Genomic DNA, 18,552 nt, shown 5'->3' with positions numbered 1-18,552 from the left:
CACAATGCCAAAATCCGTGATTATTCCACCGGGCACCAGCACCCCTATCGCCCCGTTCGTGCCCGGCACGCTTGCCGATGGCGTGGTGTATGTCTCCGGTACGCTGCCGTTTGATAAAGACAACAACGTGGTGTTTATCAACGACCCAAAGGCGCAAACGCGTCACGTGCTGGAAACGATCAAACGCGTGATCGAAACCGCAGGTGGCACGATGGAGGACGTGACCTTCAACAGCATCTTTATCACCGACTGGAAAAACTACGCCGCGATTAACGAAATCTACGCCGAGTTCTTCCCGGGTGATAAACCGGCGCGGTTCTGCATCCAGTGCGGGCTGGTGAAACCCGACGCGCTGGTTGAAATCGCCACTGTCGCGCACATTGCGAAGTGAGGCTGCCATGAAACTCTCTGTATCAGCGCCCCCGTATGACGGCGCGCCCGCCGTGGTACTGATAGCCGGGCTGGGCGGCGGCGGTAGCTACTGGCTGCCGCAGCTTGCGCGGCTGGAACAGGAGTACCAGGTGGTGTGCTACGACCAGCGGGGCACGGGCAATAACCCGGACACCCTGCCCGAAGGGTATTGCATGGCCGAGATGGCGCAGGAGCTTGCACAGGCGCTGGCCAGCGCGGGGATCTCACGCTATTGCGTGGTGGGCCACGCGCTGGGGGCGCTGATTGGCCTGCAACTGGCGCTGGATAACCCCGATGCCGTCACCGCCCTGGTGTGCGTCAACGGCTGGCTGTCGCTGAATGCCCATACCCGTCGCTGTTTTCAGATCCGCGAACGTCTGCTCCACGCCGGGGGCGCGCAGGCGTGGGTGGAAGCGCAGCCGCTGTTTCTCTATCCGGCAGACTGGATGGCCGCCCGCGCGCCGCGCATGGAAGCCGAAGAGTCTCTGGCGCTGGCCCATTTTCAGGGCAAACACAACCTGCTGCGCCGCTTAACCGCGCTGAAACAGGCCAACTTTAGCCGCCACGCGGCGCGCATTCGCTGCCCGGTGCACATCATCTGTTCTGCGGACGACCTGCTGGTTCCCTCGGTCTGTTCATCAGAATTGCAGGCGGCACTTCCCGGCAGCCAGAAGGTGGTGATGCGCCAGGGCGGGCACGCCTGCAACGTGACCGAACCCGACACCTTTAACACCCTGTTGCTGAACGGGCTTGCCAGCCTGTTGCACAGCCCTGAACCCGCTTTGTAAGGAGCCACAATGAGCGAAGCCATTACCCCCACTGCGCTGGATACGTTATTCACCGGGGCGCGCACCCATAACGGCTGGCAGGATCTTCCGGTCAGCGATGCGCTGCTGCGGGAAGTGTACGACCTGATGAAATGGGGTCCCACCTCCGCCAACTGTTCACCAGCCCGGATTGTGTTTGTCAGAAGCGCCGAAGGAAAAGAGAAGCTTCGCCCGGCGCTCTCCAGCGGCAATCTGGAGAAAACCCTTACCGCACCGGTCACCGCCATCGTGGCCTGGGACGGAGAATTTTACGAGCGCCTGCCCACCCTGTTCCCGCACGGCGATGCCCGGAGCTGGTTTACCTCAAGCCCGGCCCTTGCCGAAGAGACGGCCTTTCGCAATAGCGCCATGCAGGCGGCGTACCTGATTTTTGCCTGTCGTGCGCTGGGGCTGGATACCGGGCCGATGTCCGGCTTCGACCGGCAAAAAGTGGACGATGCCTTTTTCACCGGCACCGCCCTGAAAAGCAATCTGCTGATCAACATCGGCTATGGCGACAGCAGCAAACTGTACGGGCGCCTGCCGCGTCTGGCCTTTGAAGATGCCTGTGGTCTGGCATAAGGAGTGAGGATGAACACACCGGATAAACAAACCTTTCGCGATGCGATGGCCTGCGTGGGTGCGGCGGTCAATATCATCACCACCGATGGCCCTGCCGGCATGGCCGGGTTCACTGCCAGCGCCGTGTGCAGCGTCACCGACTCACCGCCCACGCTGCTGGTGTGCCTGAATCGCGGGGCATCCGTCTGGCCGACGTTTAGCGAGAATCGCACCCTGTGCGTCAACACGCTCAGCGCCGGGCAAGAGCCGCTCTCTAACCTGTTCGGCGGCAAAACGCCGATGGAAGAGCGCTTCGCCGCCGCCCGCTGGCAGACCGGTGAAACAGGCTGCCCGCGTCTTGAAGATGCGCTGGCCTCGTTTGACTGTCGCATCAGCCAGGTGGTCAGCGTGGGTACGCACGACATCCTGTTTTGCGACATTGTTTCGATAGTTCGCCACCCCGCGCCGCAGGGGTTGGTGTGGTTTGACCGCGGCTATCACGCGCTCCTGCGACCCGCCTGTTAATCCTCCTTAAGGAGACAGCTCATGGCAATGTTCGGATTTCCCCACTGGCAGTTGAAATCGACCTCTTCAGAACGCGGCGTGGTCGCGCCGGATGAGAGACTCCCTGTAGCACAAACCCTGGTGATGGGCGTGCAGCACGCGGTGGCCATGTTTGGCGCCACGGTGCTGATGCCCATGCTAATGGGGCTTGATCCCAACCTGTCCATTCTGATGTCGGGTATTGGTACCCTGCTGTTCTTTTTTGTCACTGGCGGGCGCGTGCCCAGCTATCTTGGCTCCAGCGCCGCTTTTGTGGGCGTGGTGATTGCCACCACCGGGTTTAACGGCCAGGGGATCAACCCGAACCTGAGCGTGGCCCTCGGCGGCATTATTGCCTGTGGGCTGGTTTATACCCTGATTGGCCTGGTGGTGATGAAAACCGGCACGCGCTGGATTGAGCGAATGATGCCGCCGGTAGTGACGGGCGCGGTGGTGATGGCCATCGGCCTGAACCTCGCTCCGATTGCGGTCAAAAGCGTCTCTGGTTCACCGTTTGAAAGCTGGATGGCGGTGATCACCGTGCTGTGCATCGGCCTGGTGGCGGTGTTCACGCGCGGCATGATCCAGCGTCTGCTGATCCTGGTCGGGCTGATTGTGGCGTGTCTGGTTTATGCCCTGCTGGCGAACGTGTTCGGCTTTGGCAAACCGGTTGATTTTACCCTGATCCACAACGCCGCCTGGTTCGGCCTGCCGCAGGTTACCTCTCCGGTGTTCAGTGGACAGGCAATGATGCTGATCGCCCCCGTGGCGGTGATCCTGGTGGCTGAAAACTTAGGCCACCTGAAAGCGGTTGCCGGGATGACCGGGCGCAATATGGACCCGTACATGGGGCGTGCGTTTGTCGGTGACGGGCTGGCGACCATGCTCTCTGGCTCTGTTGGCGGCAGCGGTGTCACAACCTATGCCGAAAACATCGGCGTGATGGCGGTAACCAAAGTCTACTCTACGCTGGTTTTTGTCGCGGCGGCCGTGATTGCCATGCTGTTAGGTTTTTCACCGAAATTTGGCGCGCTGATCCACACCATTCCGGCACCGGTGATTGGCGGGGCATCCATTGTGGTGTTTGGGTTGATAGCCGTAGCCGGGGCGCGTATCTGGGTACAACACCGGGTCGATCTTAGCCTGAACAGCAACCTGATTATGGTGGCGGTAACGCTGGTGCTCGGCGCGGGTGATTTTGCCCTGACGCTGGGCGGGTTTACCATTGGCGGGATTGGTACGGCGACGTTTGGCGCTATTTTGTTAAACGCCCTGCTAAGCCGCGGGAAAGTGGATGAAGCGCAAGCGGAAGCCATCACCCCCTCAACCTGAAATAAGTGCCGCTTTATTGCCGGGTGACGCTACGCTTACCCGGCCTACAATGGGCATGTAGGCCCGCGCAAGCGAAGCGCCGCCGGGCAAAACGGGCAGCATGAGCGTTGTTAGCTATCTGCCCCTTGTTCAGCGCCCAACCCGGCTATTGCCTTACGTCGTTTTTTTAGCTTTAACTCACTCACCAGTACCCCGGCAACAATAAAGGCCGCACCCACCAGCGCCAGCAGCGGTAAACGCTCCCCGGCAATGCGCCCGAACACGCCCGCCCAGACCGGCTCACCGGTGTAGATAACCGTTGCCCGCGTCGGGGAAACGCTGCGCTGCGCCCAGTTCATCGTCACCTGAATAATGGCGCTGAAGATCCCAAGCCCCAGAGCAACCACCACAAGCCCGGTGGACATCGGCGGCACAGATTCCCCCGCCGGTACCATGGCGACAAACGCCACCAGCGATGCGGTCGCCAGTTGCACAACAGTCACCCGCTTCACGTCCACCTTCCCGGCCCAGGCGCTGATCAGAATAATTTCCGCAGCAATCGCCACCGCGCCCACCAGGGTAATCATCTCGCCCGGCCCCAACGCCAGCAGGTTATCGCCGGGCCCAGCCAGCAGGATCAGGCCGATAAACGCCAGCACAATGCCAATACAGGACATCAGCCCCGGCATTCTGCCCAGACACAGCCATTGCAGCAGCGGCACCAGCGGCACGTACATCGCGGTGATAAACGCCGACTTACTGCTGGAGATAGACTGCAAGCCCCAGGTTTGCAGGCTGTAGCCCATCGCAATGGCAATACCTATCGCCACACCGGCCTTCAGCTCTTTAAGCGTCAACCCCCGTAAGGTTTTCAGTGAAATCAGCGCCACGGCAATCGCCGCGGTGGCAAAACGCAGGCCGACAAAGAAGAAAGGATCGCTCAGGGTGACCGCATACTGAACGGCAAGAAACGTCCCGCCCCAGAACATGGTGATCAGAATGAGGATGGCTTCCTGCGGTTTTACGGAGAATTTGAAACGAGAAGACGACATGGTGCACCAGCAATAAAGGTCAATCCTGTAGTGTGCGTTGCCTTTGGTTACAGTTCAATGTTGAAGAAATAAAAAAACCGCCGGGAGCCCCGGCGGCAGAGGATCAACCCGGCGTATTACTTATTGCTGCTGCCGTGGCTGTTTTTACCCCCTTTTTTACCTGCTTCAGATGCACGCTGAGGGTCATTTTTAAAGTTACCCCCACTGTGTTGGCCACCTTTACGACCTGCTTCTGATGCTCTTTCACGGTCTTCAGCGAAATTACCTGAACCACCACGATGGTTTGCCATCTCTAACCTCCAGGGTGTGAAACATTCAACATCATACTGCATTCAGTAAAAGAGGATTCTTTCACCTGACGACGAATGGCCGTGCCACTTTTTACGTCGCGTGACACTAAGCTTAGTGGAAAGCCTCTGTCGCGAGCCTAAACGGTAATATTCTGCAACATGATCCTCCGCATTCGCCAGGACGGGCGGCGCGGTTATCAATAAGCCTTTCTTATCATTCCGGAATTTTGTTTTCGTAAATGTGTTTCATTTTGCTACAGCACCAGACGTTAAATAACTTGTTATAAATCAAAGAAATGGTGCTCAGAGTTGCAGTCTGGCCAGCACGACTTATCTTTAAATGAACGCAGCGATCCGCTGCCAGAAAAAACAAACGAGGAGTGATGCAAAATGGCTAAAGTTCTGGTGCTCTATTATTCCATGTATGGACATATTGAAACCATGGCTCACGCAGTTGCAGAAGGTGCAAACCGAGTGGATGGCGTAGAGGTTGTGGTGAAACGCGTACCGGAAACCATGCACGCCGAGGCCTTCGCCAAAGCCGGGGGAAAAACACAAAATGCCCCGCAGGCCACCCCGCAAGAACTGGCTGACTACGATGCCATCATCTTTGGCACCCCAACCCGTTTCGGCAATATGTCAGGGCAGATGCGAACCTTCCTCGACCAGACCGGGGGACTTTGGGCATCTGGTGCGTTATACGGCAAGCTCGCCAGCGTATTCAGCTCTACAGGTACAGGCGGCGGCCAGGAACAGACCATTACCTCAACCTGGACCACTCTTGCGCATCACGGAATGGTGATTGTGCCAATCGGTTATGGCGCTCAGGAGTTGTTTGATGTGTCTCAGGTTCGTGGTGGTACACCCTATGGCGCAACCACCATTGCCGGTGGCGATGGATCACGCCAGCCAACGAATGAAGAGCTGACCATCGCCCGTTACCAGGGTGAACATGTCGCGGGTCTTGCCAAAAAACTGAACGGCTAACCCAACAGGAGGACAATCATGCCAACTCAAGAATCCAAAGCTCACCACGTGGGCGAATGGGCAAGTTTACGTAATACCTCGCCAGAAATCGCCGAAGCCATTTTTGAAGTTGCGAAATATGACGAAAAGCTGGCCGAGCAGATTTGGGAAGAAGGCAGTGATGAGGTACTGATGCGTGCCTTCGATAAAACGGACAAAGACTCACTCTTCTGGGGTGAGCAAACCATCGAACGTAAAAACGTCTGAACGTTTCCCCCCGCCATCGCGGGGGGTTATTCTTATTTCGCCGCGTTGTTCAACACCGTATTAAACTTCTCTACCGGGCAGAAACCGTTCTCATCCACCGGACACCCTGAAAGCGCCAGCGTGACACGCTGCGCGGGTGATTTCAGCGACAGGACCTCAGCGTTACGCAACTGCGTAGTGCTTTGATAGACATACTCGATTTTCATCAGCTCCCGGTTCGCGTTCTTGTCATGCCAGCGCTGGAAGACAATTTTGCCGCCAATCGGGGTGCGTTCGTACTGGTCGTGCAGCTGATAAGGTTTGAAGTCGAGCGCTGTCAGCAGCGAGGCGATGTTGGAATCGTGTCCCACCAGCAGCGTTATCTTTGCGGCTTTCCCCTGCTCAGTCACCAGGGCGTTATCGATGTATTTCACCAGCGGTTTCGCCACATTGCGCGCCACTTCACCCGAGGTGAATAACGAATCCTGATAGCCATTTTTCAGCTTCGACAGCACCCGCCACTGCTGATCGGTTTTGATCTCGCCCCACGCCACCTGATCGGCGGGGAAACCTTCGTAATACTGCAAGGTGAACGCATCCACTAAGGAGTTCCCCACCTTCAGCGGCCCGGATACGCCCGGCTCTTTTTCGTAATCGGCACTGAAGGTGTCTTTGGCCTCGGTCAGCGAGCAGACTTTTTTCTCTTTGCAGGACGGGGATTCGGCGTAGTTCGTCATCTGTTCCAGCAGTTTGTAGCTTTCATCAAGCCGCATTTTCTGCCGCTCTGACGCCATTGCGCTCAGCGCTTTATCGCGGAATTCCGGTGAGTTGTTGGTGATGACCGGGTTAAAGGTAGGGTCCATCGTTCCCATTTCTGGCTGGTGATGCACCGGCACGTCACACCCCGGGAAAGCCCCGGTGATAAAGAATTGCGCGGTCGCCACGGTGCGTTGCAGGCTATTGGCGTAGGCATAAACAGTGTTTGCAGGCGGGCATTCCCCGGTAGTGACCAGCCCCTGCCCGGCCAGCCATTCGCGCATATAGTGCCCCATATACACTTCAAGAACGCCACCTTTGGTGGTGAGCTGTCCGCCGGGCACTTCCCATTCCGGCCACTTATTCGGCGTGGATTGTTCCAGCACGCTGCCGTTATTGGCCAGCGGCGCGCGCAGATTATGGCGGCTCATGATTAAAACTTGCTCTAACTGGTATCCTTCCGGCGCGTCCTGCGCCTGAGCGCCGAACGTCATTGATATGGAACCTGCCACTGCAACAGCGAGTAGTGCTTTTCTCATCCCTAATTCCTCACTCGGTTTTAATGTCGCTTAAGTGTGACAGATTTATGACATTTTTCCGGGAAGCATTTCTCAAACTGATAAATAACGCTCTTAACCGCGCCGCAGATTAGTTTTATAATAAAACCATACTACCCGGAGGATCCGCTGTGAAACGTACCCGCCTTGAAGAGAGCACCTGCCCTGTCGCCCGTTCGCTGGACATCATCGGCGACTGGTGGTCGTTACTGATTGTTCGTGATGCGCTGCGCGGCGTGAAACGCTTCGGCGAGTTCCAGAAAAGCCTCGGCATCGCCAAAAACATGCTGACCACGCGCCTTAAACTGCTGGTCGAGGAAGGCATTCTGACACTCCAGCCCGCCTCTGACGGCAGCGCCTGGCAGGAATATGTGCTCACCGACAAAGGTCGCGCCCTGCAAACGGTGCTGGTTGCGCTGTCGCAATGGGGGAATGAATTCCTGTTTAGCCAGAACCAGCCGGGCAGCGTGTTGGTCGATGTCAAAAACCAACAGCCGCTGCGTAAACTGGCGCTGGTTGCCAACGATGGCCGTGAATTAGCGCCCGAAGATATTGCGCTTAAACTCCCGTAATTTCAGTTCATTAAAGTCAGATTAGCCCCGTTTCTGACGGCAGGAATAAAAAATACCGCGCAAAATGGTTGCATTATAAAACCAAATATCTCACAGTGAATTCAGTTTCAACATGAAACCAATTAACCACTTTGCTTTGAGGTAACACGCCATGACCACGCAACATTCAACCGCTTTAATCACGGGAGCTTCTTCGGGGATCGGTGCCGTTTATGCCGATCGTCTTGCCGCACGCGGCTACAACCTGGTACTGGTTGCCCGTCGTGAAGCCCGCCTTCAGGCGCTGGCGGCAGACCTTTCTGGACGCTACGGGGTCGATGTGCAGATCCTGACCGCCGATCTGAGCGATGAAAACGGCATTCGCGCTGTTGAAGAGACGCTGAGAAACGACACCCGTATTGATACGCTGGTGAACAATGCCGGAACGGCGCAGATGGCCCCCTTTTTATCCGGCGACGTTGACCAGCATCAGGCCATTAACACCCTGAATACCACCGCGCTGATGCGCTTAACCTACGCCATTCTTCCGCGTCTGGCGCAGAACAACAGCGGTACGGTGATCAACATTGCCTCTGTGCTTTCCCTTCACGCCCGCGCCGGTAGCGCACTTTACAGCGCCACCAAAGCCTGGGTGTTCAATTTCACCCGCGGGTTGCAGGAAGAGTTTGCAGAGAGTGGCGTGCGCATTCAGGCGGTATTGCCTGCCGCCACGGCAACGGAGATTTGGGATCTGTCCGGCGTCTCCATTACCGACCTGCCTGAAGGCTCGGTCATGACCACCGACAACCTGGTGGATGCCGCACTTGCCGGGCTGGATCAGGGCGAGCTGATCACCATCCCGCCCATGCACGATACCCGGTTATGGGAACGTTTCGAGGCCGCGCGTCTGGAGCTGTTTGCCAGTGCGCGTACTGGTGAACCGGCCCCGCGCTATTTAAGCCACTGATTTAGCGCTCCAGCTGGTCGCCATACTCGTTCATCCAGGCGGCCAGCGGGGAAAGCGCATTCTGAAGCGTCAGCCCCAGTTCGGTTATCTGATACTCCACGCGCGGCGGGATTTCCGGGTAGACGGTGCGTGACACCAGCCCGCGCTGTTCGAACAAACGCAGCTGTTTAGTCAGCTCTTTTTGCGTAATGGGCGCAACGGCACGCAGCAGATCACCAAAGCGCACCGGGGTGTTAAGCACAATCAGCCGGTACAGGATCGGGATTGCCCATTTGCCCGCAATCAGATTCACAAACCGCGTCATCGGGCAGGCGTGGACCGCAGATTTTTTTTCGCAGGGTTCAGTGAGTATTTCCGCCATAGCACACCTCTTGCCTCTTTAGTATCCAAATGGTACCTGGTTTCCTTTCGATACTAACGTTTCTATAGTGCTTTCTCCAGAGCGAATTCAGGAGGCATTCATGGGACGTTTAGCAGGTAAATACACCTTGATTACAGGCGGAACCAGCGGCATTGGGCTGGCTACCGCACAGGAATTTATTGCCGAAGGGGCGCAGGTGGCCGTCACCGGGCGCAACCCGGAAACCCTGGCCGAAGCCCAACGCATTCTCGGGGATAGCGCATGGGTTATTCCTGCCGATGCCGGTGATATCACGGCACAAAAAGCGCTGGCGGAGACGCTCGCATCCCGCTGGCCACAGCTGGACGCGGTGTTTATCAACGCCGGAGATGTCACCCACGGCCTGCTGGAAGAGTGGCAGGAAGAAGCCTGGGACCGGCTGATGCGCATCAACCTTAAAGGCCCGTTCTTTTTGATTCAGGCGTTGCTGCCGCTGCTGAATAACCCCTCATCGGTGATTTTGTGCGGCTCGGTCAGCGCCCGTATCGGCCTGCCCACCAACAGCGTGTATGCGGCAAGCAAAGCCGGTTTGCTCTCTCTGGCGCGAACCCTGTCAGCAGAGCTTTTATCCCGTGGGGTTCGTGTTAACGGCCTTAGCCCTGGCCCGGTAGAAACTCCGGCGTTGCATAAACTGGGGTTAAGCGAAGCGGCGCAAAAAGCCTTGCAGGGCGATATCGCAAATCTGGTGCCGCTGGGGCGCATGGGCACGCCGACGGAGCTGGCAAAAGCCGCGCTGTATCTGGCATCGGATGAATCGAGCTATACCGTAGGCACGGAACTGCTGGTGGATGGCGGCACGGGAAGTCTGTAATTCAGAAGGCGCTGATGCCGGTCACGGCACCGACATACAGCGCAGCCCACACGGCGGCAGAAAGCAGGCTGACGACGTAAACCTTCACGGCGCTTACCCGCAGCGTCCCCGCCGCCAGCGGCACGATGTAGCGCAATACCGCCAGGAAGCGGGCGGTGAACAGTACAACCACGCTATTTTTTTGCAGCTGGTGTTGCACGCGTAAAAATTTATCCGCATGTTTGGTCGTAAAACGCGTGACCAGCCGCGACTGCCCCATCAGCTGACCAATATGGTAATTCACCACTGAGCCAAGCGTCGCCCCCATCACCACCGCAAGCCATGTCAGGCCCGGATGCAGCGCCGACTGGCTGACGCTAATGCCCGCAATCAGCATCACCGATGCGGGTGGCAGTACCGACGAGACAAGCACCGTTGATTTGCTCAGCGCCATCACAAAAAGCAGGGCAAACAGATGCACGGGATGAACGGCAAAGTGGCTGAGTAAATTGTTTAACCACTCCATACTTCATCCCCCGTCTGATTATTATTTTTTCTATTTAAAGGGACTGACCTTAAATAATGCCTCAACACTGTTGATAAGATATGCTTCTAAACATTTCATAAACATTATTTAGATTCTCCAGCAGCGCGACAGAATAAGCGTATTATCCCTCTCGTTTACAACGATCTCGTTATGGCGAGGCTCCTGTACAAATACACGTTATCGCTCTGGTGGGTTCGAGAGAACCGGCACAGGGTAAAACAGGCACTGTCGAATCAAGGCTTTGTCAGTATAACTTCCCTTACGGGATACGGTGTACAGTGCTGAACCCAGGACGTGGGGATCTCTTCTTCGACATGCCCTGTCTTGCTCGCCCCTGAGAGATTTTATTCTTCAAAGGGAATTTACTATGTCTTACTCCATCCACAACAATACTCCAGCATTCACTGAAAGCGCAGTCGCGCAATATATGAATACCGATTTTATCGTTCTCGATATTTCGTTATGCGTGGCGCTGGCACGTGTACAGTTTTTCGAAAAATTAAAAGACGATGATATTCCGTCGCATATTTTTATCGAAGACCAGGGACGTCTGGCGGGCATGGTTGCCGTACGCAAATTATTGCAGGCTGTCGATACGGTGCAGCCGGTCCGGGCGCTGATGATAGCGGAATTTATTCAGCTGAAACCGGAAGATGAACGCTCAGATGTTACCGGGCTGCTGGCTCATGGCGGAGCGGATGTGATACCGGTGGTCACGCACGGCAAACTGGTCGGGTGCCTCACCGAGCGTGAAATCGCGCATCTGCTGGAAGATGACGTAACCGAAGATGCTCAGCGTCAGGGTGCCACGCTGCCGCTGGAAAAACCCTATCTGGAAACCAGTCCATTCAGCCTGTGGAAAAAGCGCGCCGTCTGGCTGCTGTTGTTGTTTATTGCCGAAGCTTACACCAGCTCCGTAATTCAGCATTTTGAAGAAGCGCTGGAATCCGCCATTGCCCTGGCGTTCTTTATTCCTCTGCTGATTGGTACCGGCGGCAACAGCGGCACGCAGATCACCTCCACGCTGGTGCGTGCGATGGCGCTGGGCGAAGTGCATTTACGCGACGTCGGGCGGGTGCTGCGAAAAGAGATGACCACCTCGTTAATGATTGCTGTCACCCTGGGGCTGGCGGGCTGCGTTCGCGCCTGGATGATGGGCATCGGTATGGAAATCACCCTTATTGTCAGCCTGACGCTGGTCTGCATTACGCTGTGGAGTGCGATTGTCTCGTCCGTGATCCCGATGGTGCTTAAGCGCTGCGGTATCGATCCTGCCGTGGTGTCGGCCCCGTTTATCGCCACGCTTATCGACGGTACCGGGCTGATTATCTACTTCAAGATTGCCCAGTACACGCTGGGGCTGGAGTAATGCAACGGGCACCTCTGGCTGAGGTGCCCACGCCGTTACATATCCCCAAGCTGATGCGCTATCTCGCGCAGCTGCTGAGCCAGCGCTTGCAGGTTTTTCCCCTTCTCCCCTTTCTGCCCGGTGGACTGGCGCACCACCAGCCGGGCAGGCAGAATTGACGACATGCGCAGCGCATTGTCGTCGCCGCTGTCCAGAATACGCCGCACGGCCTCTTTGCCCTGCAAATCCAGATCGAGCGATACCGTGGTTAACGCCGGGTAGAAGAACGAGCTTTCGTAGGTGTCATCGTAACCAATCACCGACTTCTCCGCCGGAATGGAGATTTGCTGCTGATGGAAAGCGCTCAATACGCCAAGCGCCATCTGGTCGTTGGCGACCAGCACGGCGGAAAATTGTGCCGTTTCGCGCAGCATTTGCAGGGCACCGGAATAGCCGCTTTGCGCATCCCAGTTACCGCGAATGACCGATGCCGGCTCCAGCCCATAGCCCTTCAGCGTTTCGATCCAGCTTTTCAGCCTCAGCTGTGCCGACACGGAGGACTCCGGCCCGGCCAGCAGGGCAATCTCCCGATGGCCCAGTTCATAGAGATATTTGACGCTGGCGCGCGTGCCATCTGCCGGGTTAAACGAAACGTTAAACACGGAACTGTACGGGTCCACATCGAGAAACAGACAGACAATATCGTCATTGTCTGTCGCGATTTTCTGCGCCTGCTCGGCCTCCAGCGGGACGTTGATGATCACTTTGCTGACCAGTTGAGACTTCAGCTCGTTGATGGAATCCTGAATACTATGGTTGACGTTCTCATCAATCATTGAGATCAGCACCTGGTATCCTTCCACATTGGCGTAGCGTTTTACCGCAGCCGCCACCTGTGAGGGGGCGTGTAAGGCCAGCGAAATAGTCACCAGCCCGACCGTCTGGCTCTGCTTGCCTACCAGCTGCTGAGCCAGTCGGTTTGGAACATACCGCAATAACTCTATGGATTTCTCCACCTTGTGACGCGTGGCTTCGGATACGTTGGCAGATTTATTCAGTACCCTGGACACGGTCTGATAGGAGACGCCCGCATGGCGTGCCACATCCTCTAACGTCGCGCTTTTCGACTTCATGGTCCGGTTCCTTATGTTGTTATGCGCTGATTGTAACAGGGGTGATGTAAAAAAACGCACACCGCTCTCTTTTCACGCACCTAACACCATCAAAAAGTATGACGCTCACAATGCCACATTTCATGGTTCATCTCATCATTCGTAACAAAATTGTCTATTTTATTTGCACTTAATCACACATTCACGATCGTGTAATTGCCAGATAACAGGTTTAGGCATTTTATGACTGCGGATTTGTGAACGTATTACAAAACAATAAGAGGGTAACAATGAACACGACGATCCGATCTGTATCCGTTGCGTTGGCTGCCGCGTTAGCGTCTCCTTCGCTGTTTGCAGCGTCTTCTGTACCGATTGATTTTCATGGATATCTTCGCTCTGGTGTGGGCGTCTCACGGGATGGTGGGATGGAGGAGTGGCAAAAAAATAAAATTGGCCGTCTGGGTAACGAAGCCGATACCTACGGCGAGCTGGAGCTGGGTTCTGAGGTGTACAAAAAGAACGACGTCAGCTTCTACCTCGACAGCATGGTGAGCATGGTCTCTGACGGTTCAAACGATAACGAAACCACGTTTGGTGACGATGCGCAGTTTGGGCTGCGCCAGTTAAATCTCCAGATAAAAGGGCTGATCCCGGGCGATCCGAATGCGGTAATTTGGGGCGGTAAGCGTTACTACCAGCGCCATGACCTGCACATTATCGACACCAAATACTGGAATATCTCCGGCTCCGGTGCGGGTATTGAGAACTATACCCTCGGCCCGGGCGCTGTCTCCGTGGCGTGGATCCGTGGCGATGCCAACGATGTAGACTACCGCGTAGATGGCGACAACGACGTGAATATCAACTATATCGACCTTCGCTACGCAGGCTGGAAACCGTGGGCAGGGGCATGGACAGAAGTGGGTATTGATTACGCCATGCCAAATCCCACCAACAAGCAGAAGGATTATGGCGGGCTGTATGAAGCCGATAATGGCGTGATGGTCACCGGCGAGATCAGCCAGGATATGTTTGGCGGCTATAACAAGCTGGTGCTGCAGTACGCTAACAAAGGTCTGGCGCAGAACATGGTGTCACAGGGTGGCGGCTGGTATGACATGTGGAACTACGTGAACGATGCGACTGGCTACCGCGTGATCAATACCGGCTTGATTCCGATCACCGACAAGTTCTCCTTCAACCACGTGTTGACCTGGGGCTCGGCAGATGACACCACCCAGTACACCGACAAGTCACGCCTCGTCTCGCTGGTGGGTCGCGCCCAGTATCAGTTTACGGAATATGTCCGCCTGATTGGCGAGGTGGGTGGCTTCTACCAGGAAGATACCTATACCGACGGTTCGAAATACAAGCAGAGCGGCGAGAAGTACACCATTGCCCTGGGCCTGGCCGATGGTCCCGACTTTATGTCGCGTCCTGAGCTGCGCGTGTTTGCTTCTTACCTGAATGATTCTGAAAAAGGGCAATCCTTCGAAGATGGTACCGCAAATAATACCTGGAACTTTGGCGTGCAGGTCGAAGCCTGGTGGTAATTAATTTTTAAAATGCGTTAATCGTTATTGTATCTCCAACAACTGGCAGTCTATTCTCCTGTTTCGGGATAGCCATTATTTTGGCTATCCCTTTTTTATATTTAATGATTAAAATGCTTTTCTAATAACTGACGCAAGGTATCAGACTGCCTGCCAAATATCGCATGAACCTGCTGACCGATAATAATTACGCCAAGCGCCCCCTCCTCCTGTAACGCCTTTGAATTAACCTTGTTTAAATCTTTTACCGTGACGCGCAGGCGGGTAATACAGGCTTCAATGTGCTCGATATTATCGTCACCGCCAAACGCTGGAATTAAACGCTGAGTAATTTGACTGTCCATAATACGCCTCTCTTTTTACGGATAAAAAAATGCCTGCTCGGGGAGCAGGCGTTTTGTGCCTTTTTTGCCCGGCGGCGCTTCGCTTGCACGGGCCTACGGGTTTGGTAGGCCGGGTAAGCGCAGCGCCACCCGGCAATAAAACCGCTCTACGCTTTACGCTTCAGCACCCGGCAGTCCCACGCCAGCAGCACGGTATCGCCTACCGCAGCGGCATCTGTCATGCAGTCGGTATACCCCTGCGGCAGCGTGACGAGCTGTTGCTGGGCGGTAAAGTTCTGCACAAACACCCAGGTGGTTTCGCCGTCCGTGCGCGCTGTTGCGACCACACCCGGCGGGAAATCGCCCTCGATGGCCCGCGGCAGCGCCAGCTCGTTGATAATGGCGGCGAAGAAATCACGCTGGAACGGCAGATCGTTGCGCGACGCCACGTGCCATGCTTTACCTTTACCAACGCGGTTCACCGTGACGGCAGGCCGGCCAGCGTAAAAGTCGTCACGGTAGGTCGCCAGCACCTGTGCGGACTCAGCGTGGATCAGCTCGCACAGATGACGAACCTGATACGGCCCCTGCAACCCTGACGCATTGCCCGCCAGCCCCTGAACCAGGTTACGTTCACCGTCATCCAGGCAGTCAATCTCCTCAGCCCAGACTCCCACAAGCTTACGCAGCGGCCCCGGGAATCCACCCAGATGACAAAGATCCGTTTCATCCACCACTCCGCTCCAGTAGGTCGTCACCAGATGCCCGCCCGCAGCGACAAACGCCTCTGCACGTTCGGCAAAGCCTTCACGTACCATGTAGAGCATTGGCGCGATGACCAGCGCGTACGGGCTGAGATCGCAATCAGCGTCAATGATGTCCACCGCGATGCCCTGCTCCCAGAACGGACGATAGTGCTCGTTTACGGTTTTCTCGTATTCCATTCCCTTGTTGCGCGGCCCTTCGGCATCGTCCAGCGCCCAGCGGTTTTGCTGGTCGAAGATAATCGCCACCCGGGCTTCAGTACGACAGCCCACGACATCCGGCAAACGTTCAAGCATTTCGCCAAGGCGCGTCACTTCCCGCCCGACGCGGGTATCAAGATGACCCACGTGGTCGATAATCGCCCCGTGGAATTTCTCCACCGACCCGCGGCTCTTGCGCCACTGGAAGTACTGCACCGCGTCCGCACCGTGAGCCACCGCCTGCATCGAGGAGAGAATATGCATCCCCGGTTTTTTCAGCTTGCTGGTCGGCTGCCAGTTGGTGGTGCTCGGTGTGGACTCCATCAGCACAAAGGGTTTGCCGCCCTTCAGGCTGCGCATCATGTCGTGATACATGGCGGTGTAGCAGGCAAGCTGTGTTTCGTCTTTTTCCCTGTGCCACATCGGGTAGCTGTCCCAGGAGATAAAGTCGATCGCCCCGGCAAGCTGCCAGTAGTCGTAATCGTAGAAATACTCCATGAAGTTGGTGGTCACCGGCAGTTCCGCATTCGCGGCTTTCAACGGCACCACTTCATGGCGGCAGAAATCGGTCACCTGCGCAGTATTAAAGCGTCGCCAGTCGAGGTTCAGGCCGTGGATCGACACTTCTCCCTGCGGTGCAGGCGACTCAATCTGCGACCAGTCGGTGTAGGTATGACTCCAGAAGGTGCTCCACCACGCATGGTTCAGCGCATCCAGGGTTTTATAGCGCGCCTTCAGCCAGTCGCGGAAACGTTCCTGACACAGGTTACAGTGGCATTCCCCGCCATACTCATTCGAAATATGCCAGCCCAGCACCGCCGGGTGTTGCGAATAGCGTTCCGCCAGCAGGCTGTTGATTTTCAGCGTCTTCTCGCGATACACCGGAGACGTCATACAGTGGTTATGACGCCCGCCATGCAGTGCGGGCACGCGGTTACGCCCCACGCGCAGCACTTCGGGGTATTTTTGCGACATCCATGCCGGGCGTGCGCCGGTTGGCGTCGCCAGGAAAATATGAATACCTGCCGCATAAAGCTTTTCAATAATAGTGTCCAGCCAGGCGAAATCATATTCCCCCTCACGTGGTTCAAGTTTCGCCCAGCTAAATATCCCGACCGACATAACATTGCATTTCGCCTGCTTCATCATGGCGATATCTTTTTCAATAATACCGGGGTAATTCTCCCATTGCTCCGGGTTATAGTCGGCACCATGCAATAACGCAGCGACCTTTGAACTTAAAGGCGCAAATTTATTCATCATAAATACATCCTGAATGAAGATTAAAAACTATTTAAATACCGTTATTGACGGCAGCACTTTTCCTTTGCAATCAAATAACGCCTGATTCTCGCGGGCATTTCCCTCTTTCCATTCATCATGGATATATTTCATGCCGGTTTTGGTCGCCCAGGTGGTACCGGGAACAGCAATCCAGGTCGGCTCCCAATAGAAAATACCTTTACCGCGATGGTCAGGCACGTCGATGACGGACTGCATTAAATCGTGAATATAATCGTACTGGCCCTGAACGGTGCCCGGATAGCCGCCGTCCTTCTCTTCTTTGGCCTGGAAGCTGTTTTCGGCGTTATCACAATTTTCCAGCGTATAGCCGTAGGCCGCTTCCACCACGATCACGTCTTTGTTATAGCGCTTGCTGATGTCATCCATATTGCTTTTGAGCGCGCTGAGCGGGCCGTTCCAGTAGGTGTACATCGACAGGCCGATAATATCGAACGGGACGTCGCGTTTGGTGATTTCATCAAACCACCAGCGGAAGGTGTCATTTTTGGTGCCTTCCGCCAGGTGCAGCATGATTTTCACCTGCTCGCCACCGGTCAGATTCTCTTTCATCCCGCCAATGGCAGCGTTGAGTAGCCCGGCTAAGCGATCAAACTCACCGCCGCCCTGCCCCCAGCTTTTCCCTTCTGGCCACAGCATTCCGCCGTTGATTTCGTTACCGATCTGCACCATGTCCGGCAGCACGCCCTCTTTCTTAAAGCGGGCAATGGTGTCGCGGGTGTAGTCATGGATCGCCGTTTTGAGCTGCGGGTAATCCATCTTTTCCCAGGCTTTCGGTTTGAACTGTTTGCCCGGATCGGTCCAGAAATCGCTGTAATGGAAATCAAGCAGCAGTTTCATGCCCTGCGCTTTCACGCGCTTCGCAAGCGTAATGGTGTTTTCCAGATTGTTACTGCCGCCGCCGTAGGTATTGCCTTCGGCATCCTGCGGGTCAACCCATAAACGCAGGCGCACATAGTTCACGTCGTTCGCTTTGAGGACAGCAATTGCATCCTGCTGCTGACCGTTCTGGTTATAGAACTTCGCGCCGTGCTGTTCTGCTTCCAGCAGGGTCGAAATATCCGCGCCCTTAATAAAATCCGCAGGCATGGCGTTAAACGGACGCGTTTTCACCGCATCCGCAGCAAAAGCACTCGCGGCAAGGCCACATGAGAGGCAAACAGCAAGCAAGGCGGGTTTGAGTCTTTTCATG

General features: G+C 55.8%; 21 protein-coding genes and 1 riboswitch. Of the genes, 12 read left to right on the top strand and 9 right to left on the bottom strand.

Annotated features, from left to right (window positions below):
- The first annotated feature begins 4 nt into the window (after window positions 1-4).
- From rutC to rutG, 5 genes are read left to right on the top strand one after another with little or no spacing between them, the layout of a single operon-like run.
- Window positions 5-391, top strand: coding sequence for a pyrimidine utilization protein C (rutC, locus tag HV107_RS19210; protein ID WP_182060401.1), 387 nt, complete (start codon window positions 5-7; stop codon window positions 389-391).
- A gap of 7 nt (window positions 392-398) precedes the next feature.
- On the top strand, window positions 399-1,199 hold the full coding sequence (gene rutD / locus HV107_RS19205) for a pyrimidine utilization protein D (RefSeq protein ID WP_182060400.1): 801 nt from the start codon (window positions 399-401) through the stop codon (window positions 1,197-1,199).
- Window positions 1,200-1,208: 9 nt separating this feature from the next.
- Window positions 1,209-1,799, top strand: a complete 591-nt coding sequence (locus HV107_RS19200) for a malonic semialdehyde reductase (protein ID WP_182060399.1) — start codon at window positions 1,209-1,211, stop codon at window positions 1,797-1,799.
- 9 nt (window positions 1,800-1,808) lie between these two features.
- A complete protein-coding gene (gene rutF, locus HV107_RS19195) occupies window positions 1,809-2,303 on the top strand; it encodes an NADH-dependent FMN reductase RutF (RefSeq protein ID WP_182060398.1) in 495 nt (164 codons plus the stop codon).
- Between the two features lie 21 nt (window positions 2,304-2,324).
- Window positions 2,325-3,653 (top strand): pyrimidine utilization transport protein G, encoded by a 1,329-nt coding sequence (gene rutG, locus HV107_RS19190; protein ID WP_182060397.1) that lies wholly within the window; start codon window positions 2,325-2,327, stop codon window positions 3,651-3,653.
- A 110-nt stretch (window positions 3,654-3,763) separates the two neighbouring features.
- Here the strand turns inward: rutG and HV107_RS19185 are convergent, their stop codons facing one another.
- Entirely contained in the window at window positions 3,764-4,684 is a 921-nt protein-coding gene (locus HV107_RS19185; RefSeq protein ID WP_182060396.1) for a DMT family transporter, read from the bottom strand.
- 116 nt (window positions 4,685-4,800) lie between these two features.
- Window positions 4,801-4,974 (bottom strand): general stress protein, encoded by a 174-nt coding sequence (locus tag HV107_RS19180; RefSeq protein ID WP_014069705.1) that lies wholly within the window; start codon window positions 4,972-4,974, stop codon window positions 4,801-4,803.
- Between the two features lie 390 nt (window positions 4,975-5,364).
- Between HV107_RS19180 and wrbA the strand changes: the two genes are divergently transcribed.
- Entirely contained in the window at window positions 5,365-5,961 is a 597-nt protein-coding gene (wrbA, locus tag HV107_RS19175; protein WP_182060395.1) for an NAD(P)H:quinone oxidoreductase, read from the top strand.
- 18 nt (window positions 5,962-5,979) lie between these two features.
- Window positions 5,980-6,207 (top strand): YccJ family protein, encoded by a 228-nt coding sequence (locus tag HV107_RS19170; protein WP_182060394.1) that lies wholly within the window; start codon window positions 5,980-5,982, stop codon window positions 6,205-6,207.
- A gap of 32 nt (window positions 6,208-6,239) precedes the next feature.
- On the opposite strand, the gene agp is transcribed toward HV107_RS19170, so the two are convergent.
- Window positions 6,240-7,481: a bifunctional glucose-1-phosphatase/inositol phosphatase gene (agp, locus tag HV107_RS19165; protein ID WP_182060393.1), complete on the bottom strand. Its 1,242-nt coding sequence runs from the start codon at window positions 7,479-7,481 to the stop codon at window positions 6,240-6,242.
- Window positions 7,482-7,630: 149 nt separating this feature from the next.
- On the opposite strand from agp, the gene HV107_RS19160 reads away from it, so the two are divergent.
- Together HV107_RS19160 and HV107_RS19155 are read left to right on the top strand one after the other, a co-directional pair.
- Entirely contained in the window at window positions 7,631-8,071 is a 441-nt protein-coding gene (locus HV107_RS19160; RefSeq protein ID WP_182060392.1) for a helix-turn-helix domain-containing protein, read from the top strand.
- A 151-nt stretch (window positions 8,072-8,222) separates the two neighbouring features.
- Window positions 8,223-9,017, top strand: coding sequence for an SDR family oxidoreductase (locus HV107_RS19155; protein WP_182060391.1), 795 nt, complete (start codon window positions 8,223-8,225; stop codon window positions 9,015-9,017).
- A 1-nt stretch (window position 9,018) separates the two neighbouring features.
- Here the strand turns inward: HV107_RS19155 and HV107_RS19150 are convergent, their stop codons facing one another.
- A complete protein-coding gene (locus HV107_RS19150; protein WP_182060390.1) occupies window positions 9,019-9,378 on the bottom strand; it encodes a helix-turn-helix domain-containing protein in 360 nt (119 codons plus the stop codon).
- A 100-nt stretch (window positions 9,379-9,478) separates the two neighbouring features.
- On the opposite strand from HV107_RS19150, the gene HV107_RS19145 reads away from it, so the two are divergent.
- Window positions 9,479-10,228, top strand: coding sequence for an SDR family oxidoreductase (locus tag HV107_RS19145; RefSeq protein WP_182060389.1), 750 nt, complete (start codon window positions 9,479-9,481; stop codon window positions 10,226-10,228).
- A 1-nt stretch (window position 10,229) separates the two neighbouring features.
- Here HV107_RS19145 and HV107_RS19140 read toward each other — a convergent pair whose 3' ends face one another.
- Window positions 10,230-10,733: a DedA family protein gene (locus tag HV107_RS19140; RefSeq protein WP_182060388.1), complete on the bottom strand. Its 504-nt coding sequence runs from the start codon at window positions 10,731-10,733 to the stop codon at window positions 10,230-10,232.
- A 158-nt stretch (window positions 10,734-10,891) separates the two neighbouring features.
- Window positions 10,892-11,061, top strand: a riboswitch (M-box (ykoK) riboswitch).
- 60 nt (window positions 11,062-11,121) lie between these two features.
- On the opposite strand from HV107_RS19140, the gene HV107_RS19135 reads away from it, so the two are divergent.
- On the top strand, window positions 11,122-12,123 hold the full coding sequence (locus HV107_RS19135) for a magnesium transporter (RefSeq protein ID WP_182060387.1): 1,002 nt from the start codon (window positions 11,122-11,124) through the stop codon (window positions 12,121-12,123).
- Window positions 12,124-12,158: 35 nt separating this feature from the next.
- Here HV107_RS19135 and HV107_RS19130 read toward each other — a convergent pair whose 3' ends face one another.
- Window positions 12,159-13,235 (bottom strand): LacI family DNA-binding transcriptional regulator, encoded by a 1,077-nt coding sequence (locus tag HV107_RS19130; RefSeq protein ID WP_182060386.1) that lies wholly within the window; start codon window positions 13,233-13,235, stop codon window positions 12,159-12,161.
- A 269-nt stretch (window positions 13,236-13,504) separates the two neighbouring features.
- Between HV107_RS19130 and HV107_RS19125 the strand changes: the two genes are divergently transcribed.
- Window positions 13,505-14,770, top strand: coding sequence for a maltoporin (locus HV107_RS19125; RefSeq protein WP_182060385.1), 1,266 nt, complete (start codon window positions 13,505-13,507; stop codon window positions 14,768-14,770).
- Between the two features lie 101 nt (window positions 14,771-14,871).
- On the opposite strand, the gene HV107_RS19120 is transcribed toward HV107_RS19125, so the two are convergent.
- The 3 genes from HV107_RS19120 to HV107_RS19110 form a co-directional block, all read right to left on the bottom strand.
- The gene (locus HV107_RS19120; protein ID WP_182060384.1) at window positions 14,872-15,114 is read right to left on the bottom strand and encodes a glucose PTS transporter subunit EIIB; all 243 of its coding nucleotides are present in this window, start codon (window positions 15,112-15,114) and stop codon (window positions 14,872-14,874) included.
- A gap of 146 nt (window positions 15,115-15,260) precedes the next feature.
- On the bottom strand, window positions 15,261-17,318 hold the full coding sequence (locus HV107_RS19115) for a beta-galactosidase (protein WP_182063548.1): 2,058 nt from the start codon (window positions 17,316-17,318) through the stop codon (window positions 15,261-15,263).
- A gap of 30 nt (window positions 17,319-17,348) precedes the next feature.
- Complete coding sequence (locus HV107_RS19110; RefSeq protein WP_182060383.1) at window positions 17,349-18,551, bottom strand: arabinogalactan endo-beta-1,4-galactanase; 1,203 nt, start codon at window positions 18,549-18,551, stop codon at window positions 17,349-17,351.
- Window position 18,552: the final 1 nt, after the last annotated feature.

Origin of the sequence: Enterobacter sp. RHBSTW-00175, assembly GCF_013927005.1 — a bacterium.
Taxonomy (GTDB): Bacteria; Pseudomonadota; Gammaproteobacteria; order Enterobacterales; family Enterobacteriaceae; genus Enterobacter.
Note: the sequence above shows the minus strand (reverse complement) of the source record. Positions and strands in the feature narration are given on the sequence as shown.

Bases quoted from the DNA above. Each gene is read 5' to 3' on its own strand.
- HV107_RS19130 (WP_182060386.1), bottom strand. From the start codon at position 13,235: ATGAAGTCGAAAAGCGCGACGTTAGAGGATGTGGCACGCCATGCGGGC.
- rutG (WP_182060397.1), top strand. From the start codon at position 2,325: ATGGCAATGTTCGGATTTCCCCACTGGCAGTTGAAATCGACCTCTTCA.
- HV107_RS19140 (WP_182060388.1), bottom strand. From the start codon at position 10,733: ATGGAGTGGTTAAACAATTTACTCAGCCACTTTGCCGTTCATCCCGTG.
- rutC (WP_182060401.1), top strand. From the start codon at position 5: ATGCCAAAATCCGTGATTATTCCACCGGGCACCAGCACCCCTATCGCC.
- rutD (WP_182060400.1), top strand. From the start codon at position 399: ATGAAACTCTCTGTATCAGCGCCCCCGTATGACGGCGCGCCCGCCGTG.
- HV107_RS19135 (WP_182060387.1), top strand. From the start codon at position 11,122: ATGTCTTACTCCATCCACAACAATACTCCAGCATTCACTGAAAGCGCA.
- rutF (WP_182060398.1), top strand. From the start codon at position 1,809: ATGAACACACCGGATAAACAAACCTTTCGCGATGCGATGGCCTGCGTG.
- HV107_RS19180 (WP_014069705.1), bottom strand. From the start codon at position 4,974: ATGGCAAACCATCGTGGTGGTTCAGGTAATTTCGCTGAAGACCGTGAA.
- HV107_RS19200 (WP_182060399.1), top strand. From the start codon at position 1,209: ATGAGCGAAGCCATTACCCCCACTGCGCTGGATACGTTATTCACCGGG.
- HV107_RS19150 (WP_182060390.1), bottom strand. From the start codon at position 9,378: ATGGCGGAAATACTCACTGAACCCTGCGAAAAAAAATCTGCGGTCCAC.
- HV107_RS19155 (WP_182060391.1), top strand. From the start codon at position 8,223: ATGACCACGCAACATTCAACCGCTTTAATCACGGGAGCTTCTTCGGGG.
- wrbA (WP_182060395.1), top strand. From the start codon at position 5,365: ATGGCTAAAGTTCTGGTGCTCTATTATTCCATGTATGGACATATTGAA.
- HV107_RS19185 (WP_182060396.1), bottom strand. From the start codon at position 4,684: ATGTCGTCTTCTCGTTTCAAATTCTCCGTAAAACCGCAGGAAGCCATC.
- agp (WP_182060393.1), bottom strand. From the start codon at position 7,481: ATGAGAAAAGCACTACTCGCTGTTGCAGTGGCAGGTTCCATATCAATG.
- HV107_RS19115 (WP_182063548.1), bottom strand. From the start codon at position 17,318: ATGAATAAATTTGCGCCTTTAAGTTCAAAGGTCGCTGCGTTATTGCAT.
- HV107_RS19120 (WP_182060384.1), bottom strand. From the start codon at position 15,114: ATGGACAGTCAAATTACTCAGCGTTTAATTCCAGCGTTTGGCGGTGAC.
- HV107_RS19170 (WP_182060394.1), top strand. From the start codon at position 5,980: ATGCCAACTCAAGAATCCAAAGCTCACCACGTGGGCGAATGGGCAAGT.
- HV107_RS19125 (WP_182060385.1), top strand. From the start codon at position 13,505: ATGAACACGACGATCCGATCTGTATCCGTTGCGTTGGCTGCCGCGTTA.
- HV107_RS19110 (WP_182060383.1), bottom strand. From the start codon at position 18,551: ATGAAAAGACTCAAACCCGCCTTGCTTGCTGTTTGCCTCTCATGTGGC.
- HV107_RS19145 (WP_182060389.1), top strand. From the start codon at position 9,479: ATGGGACGTTTAGCAGGTAAATACACCTTGATTACAGGCGGAACCAGC.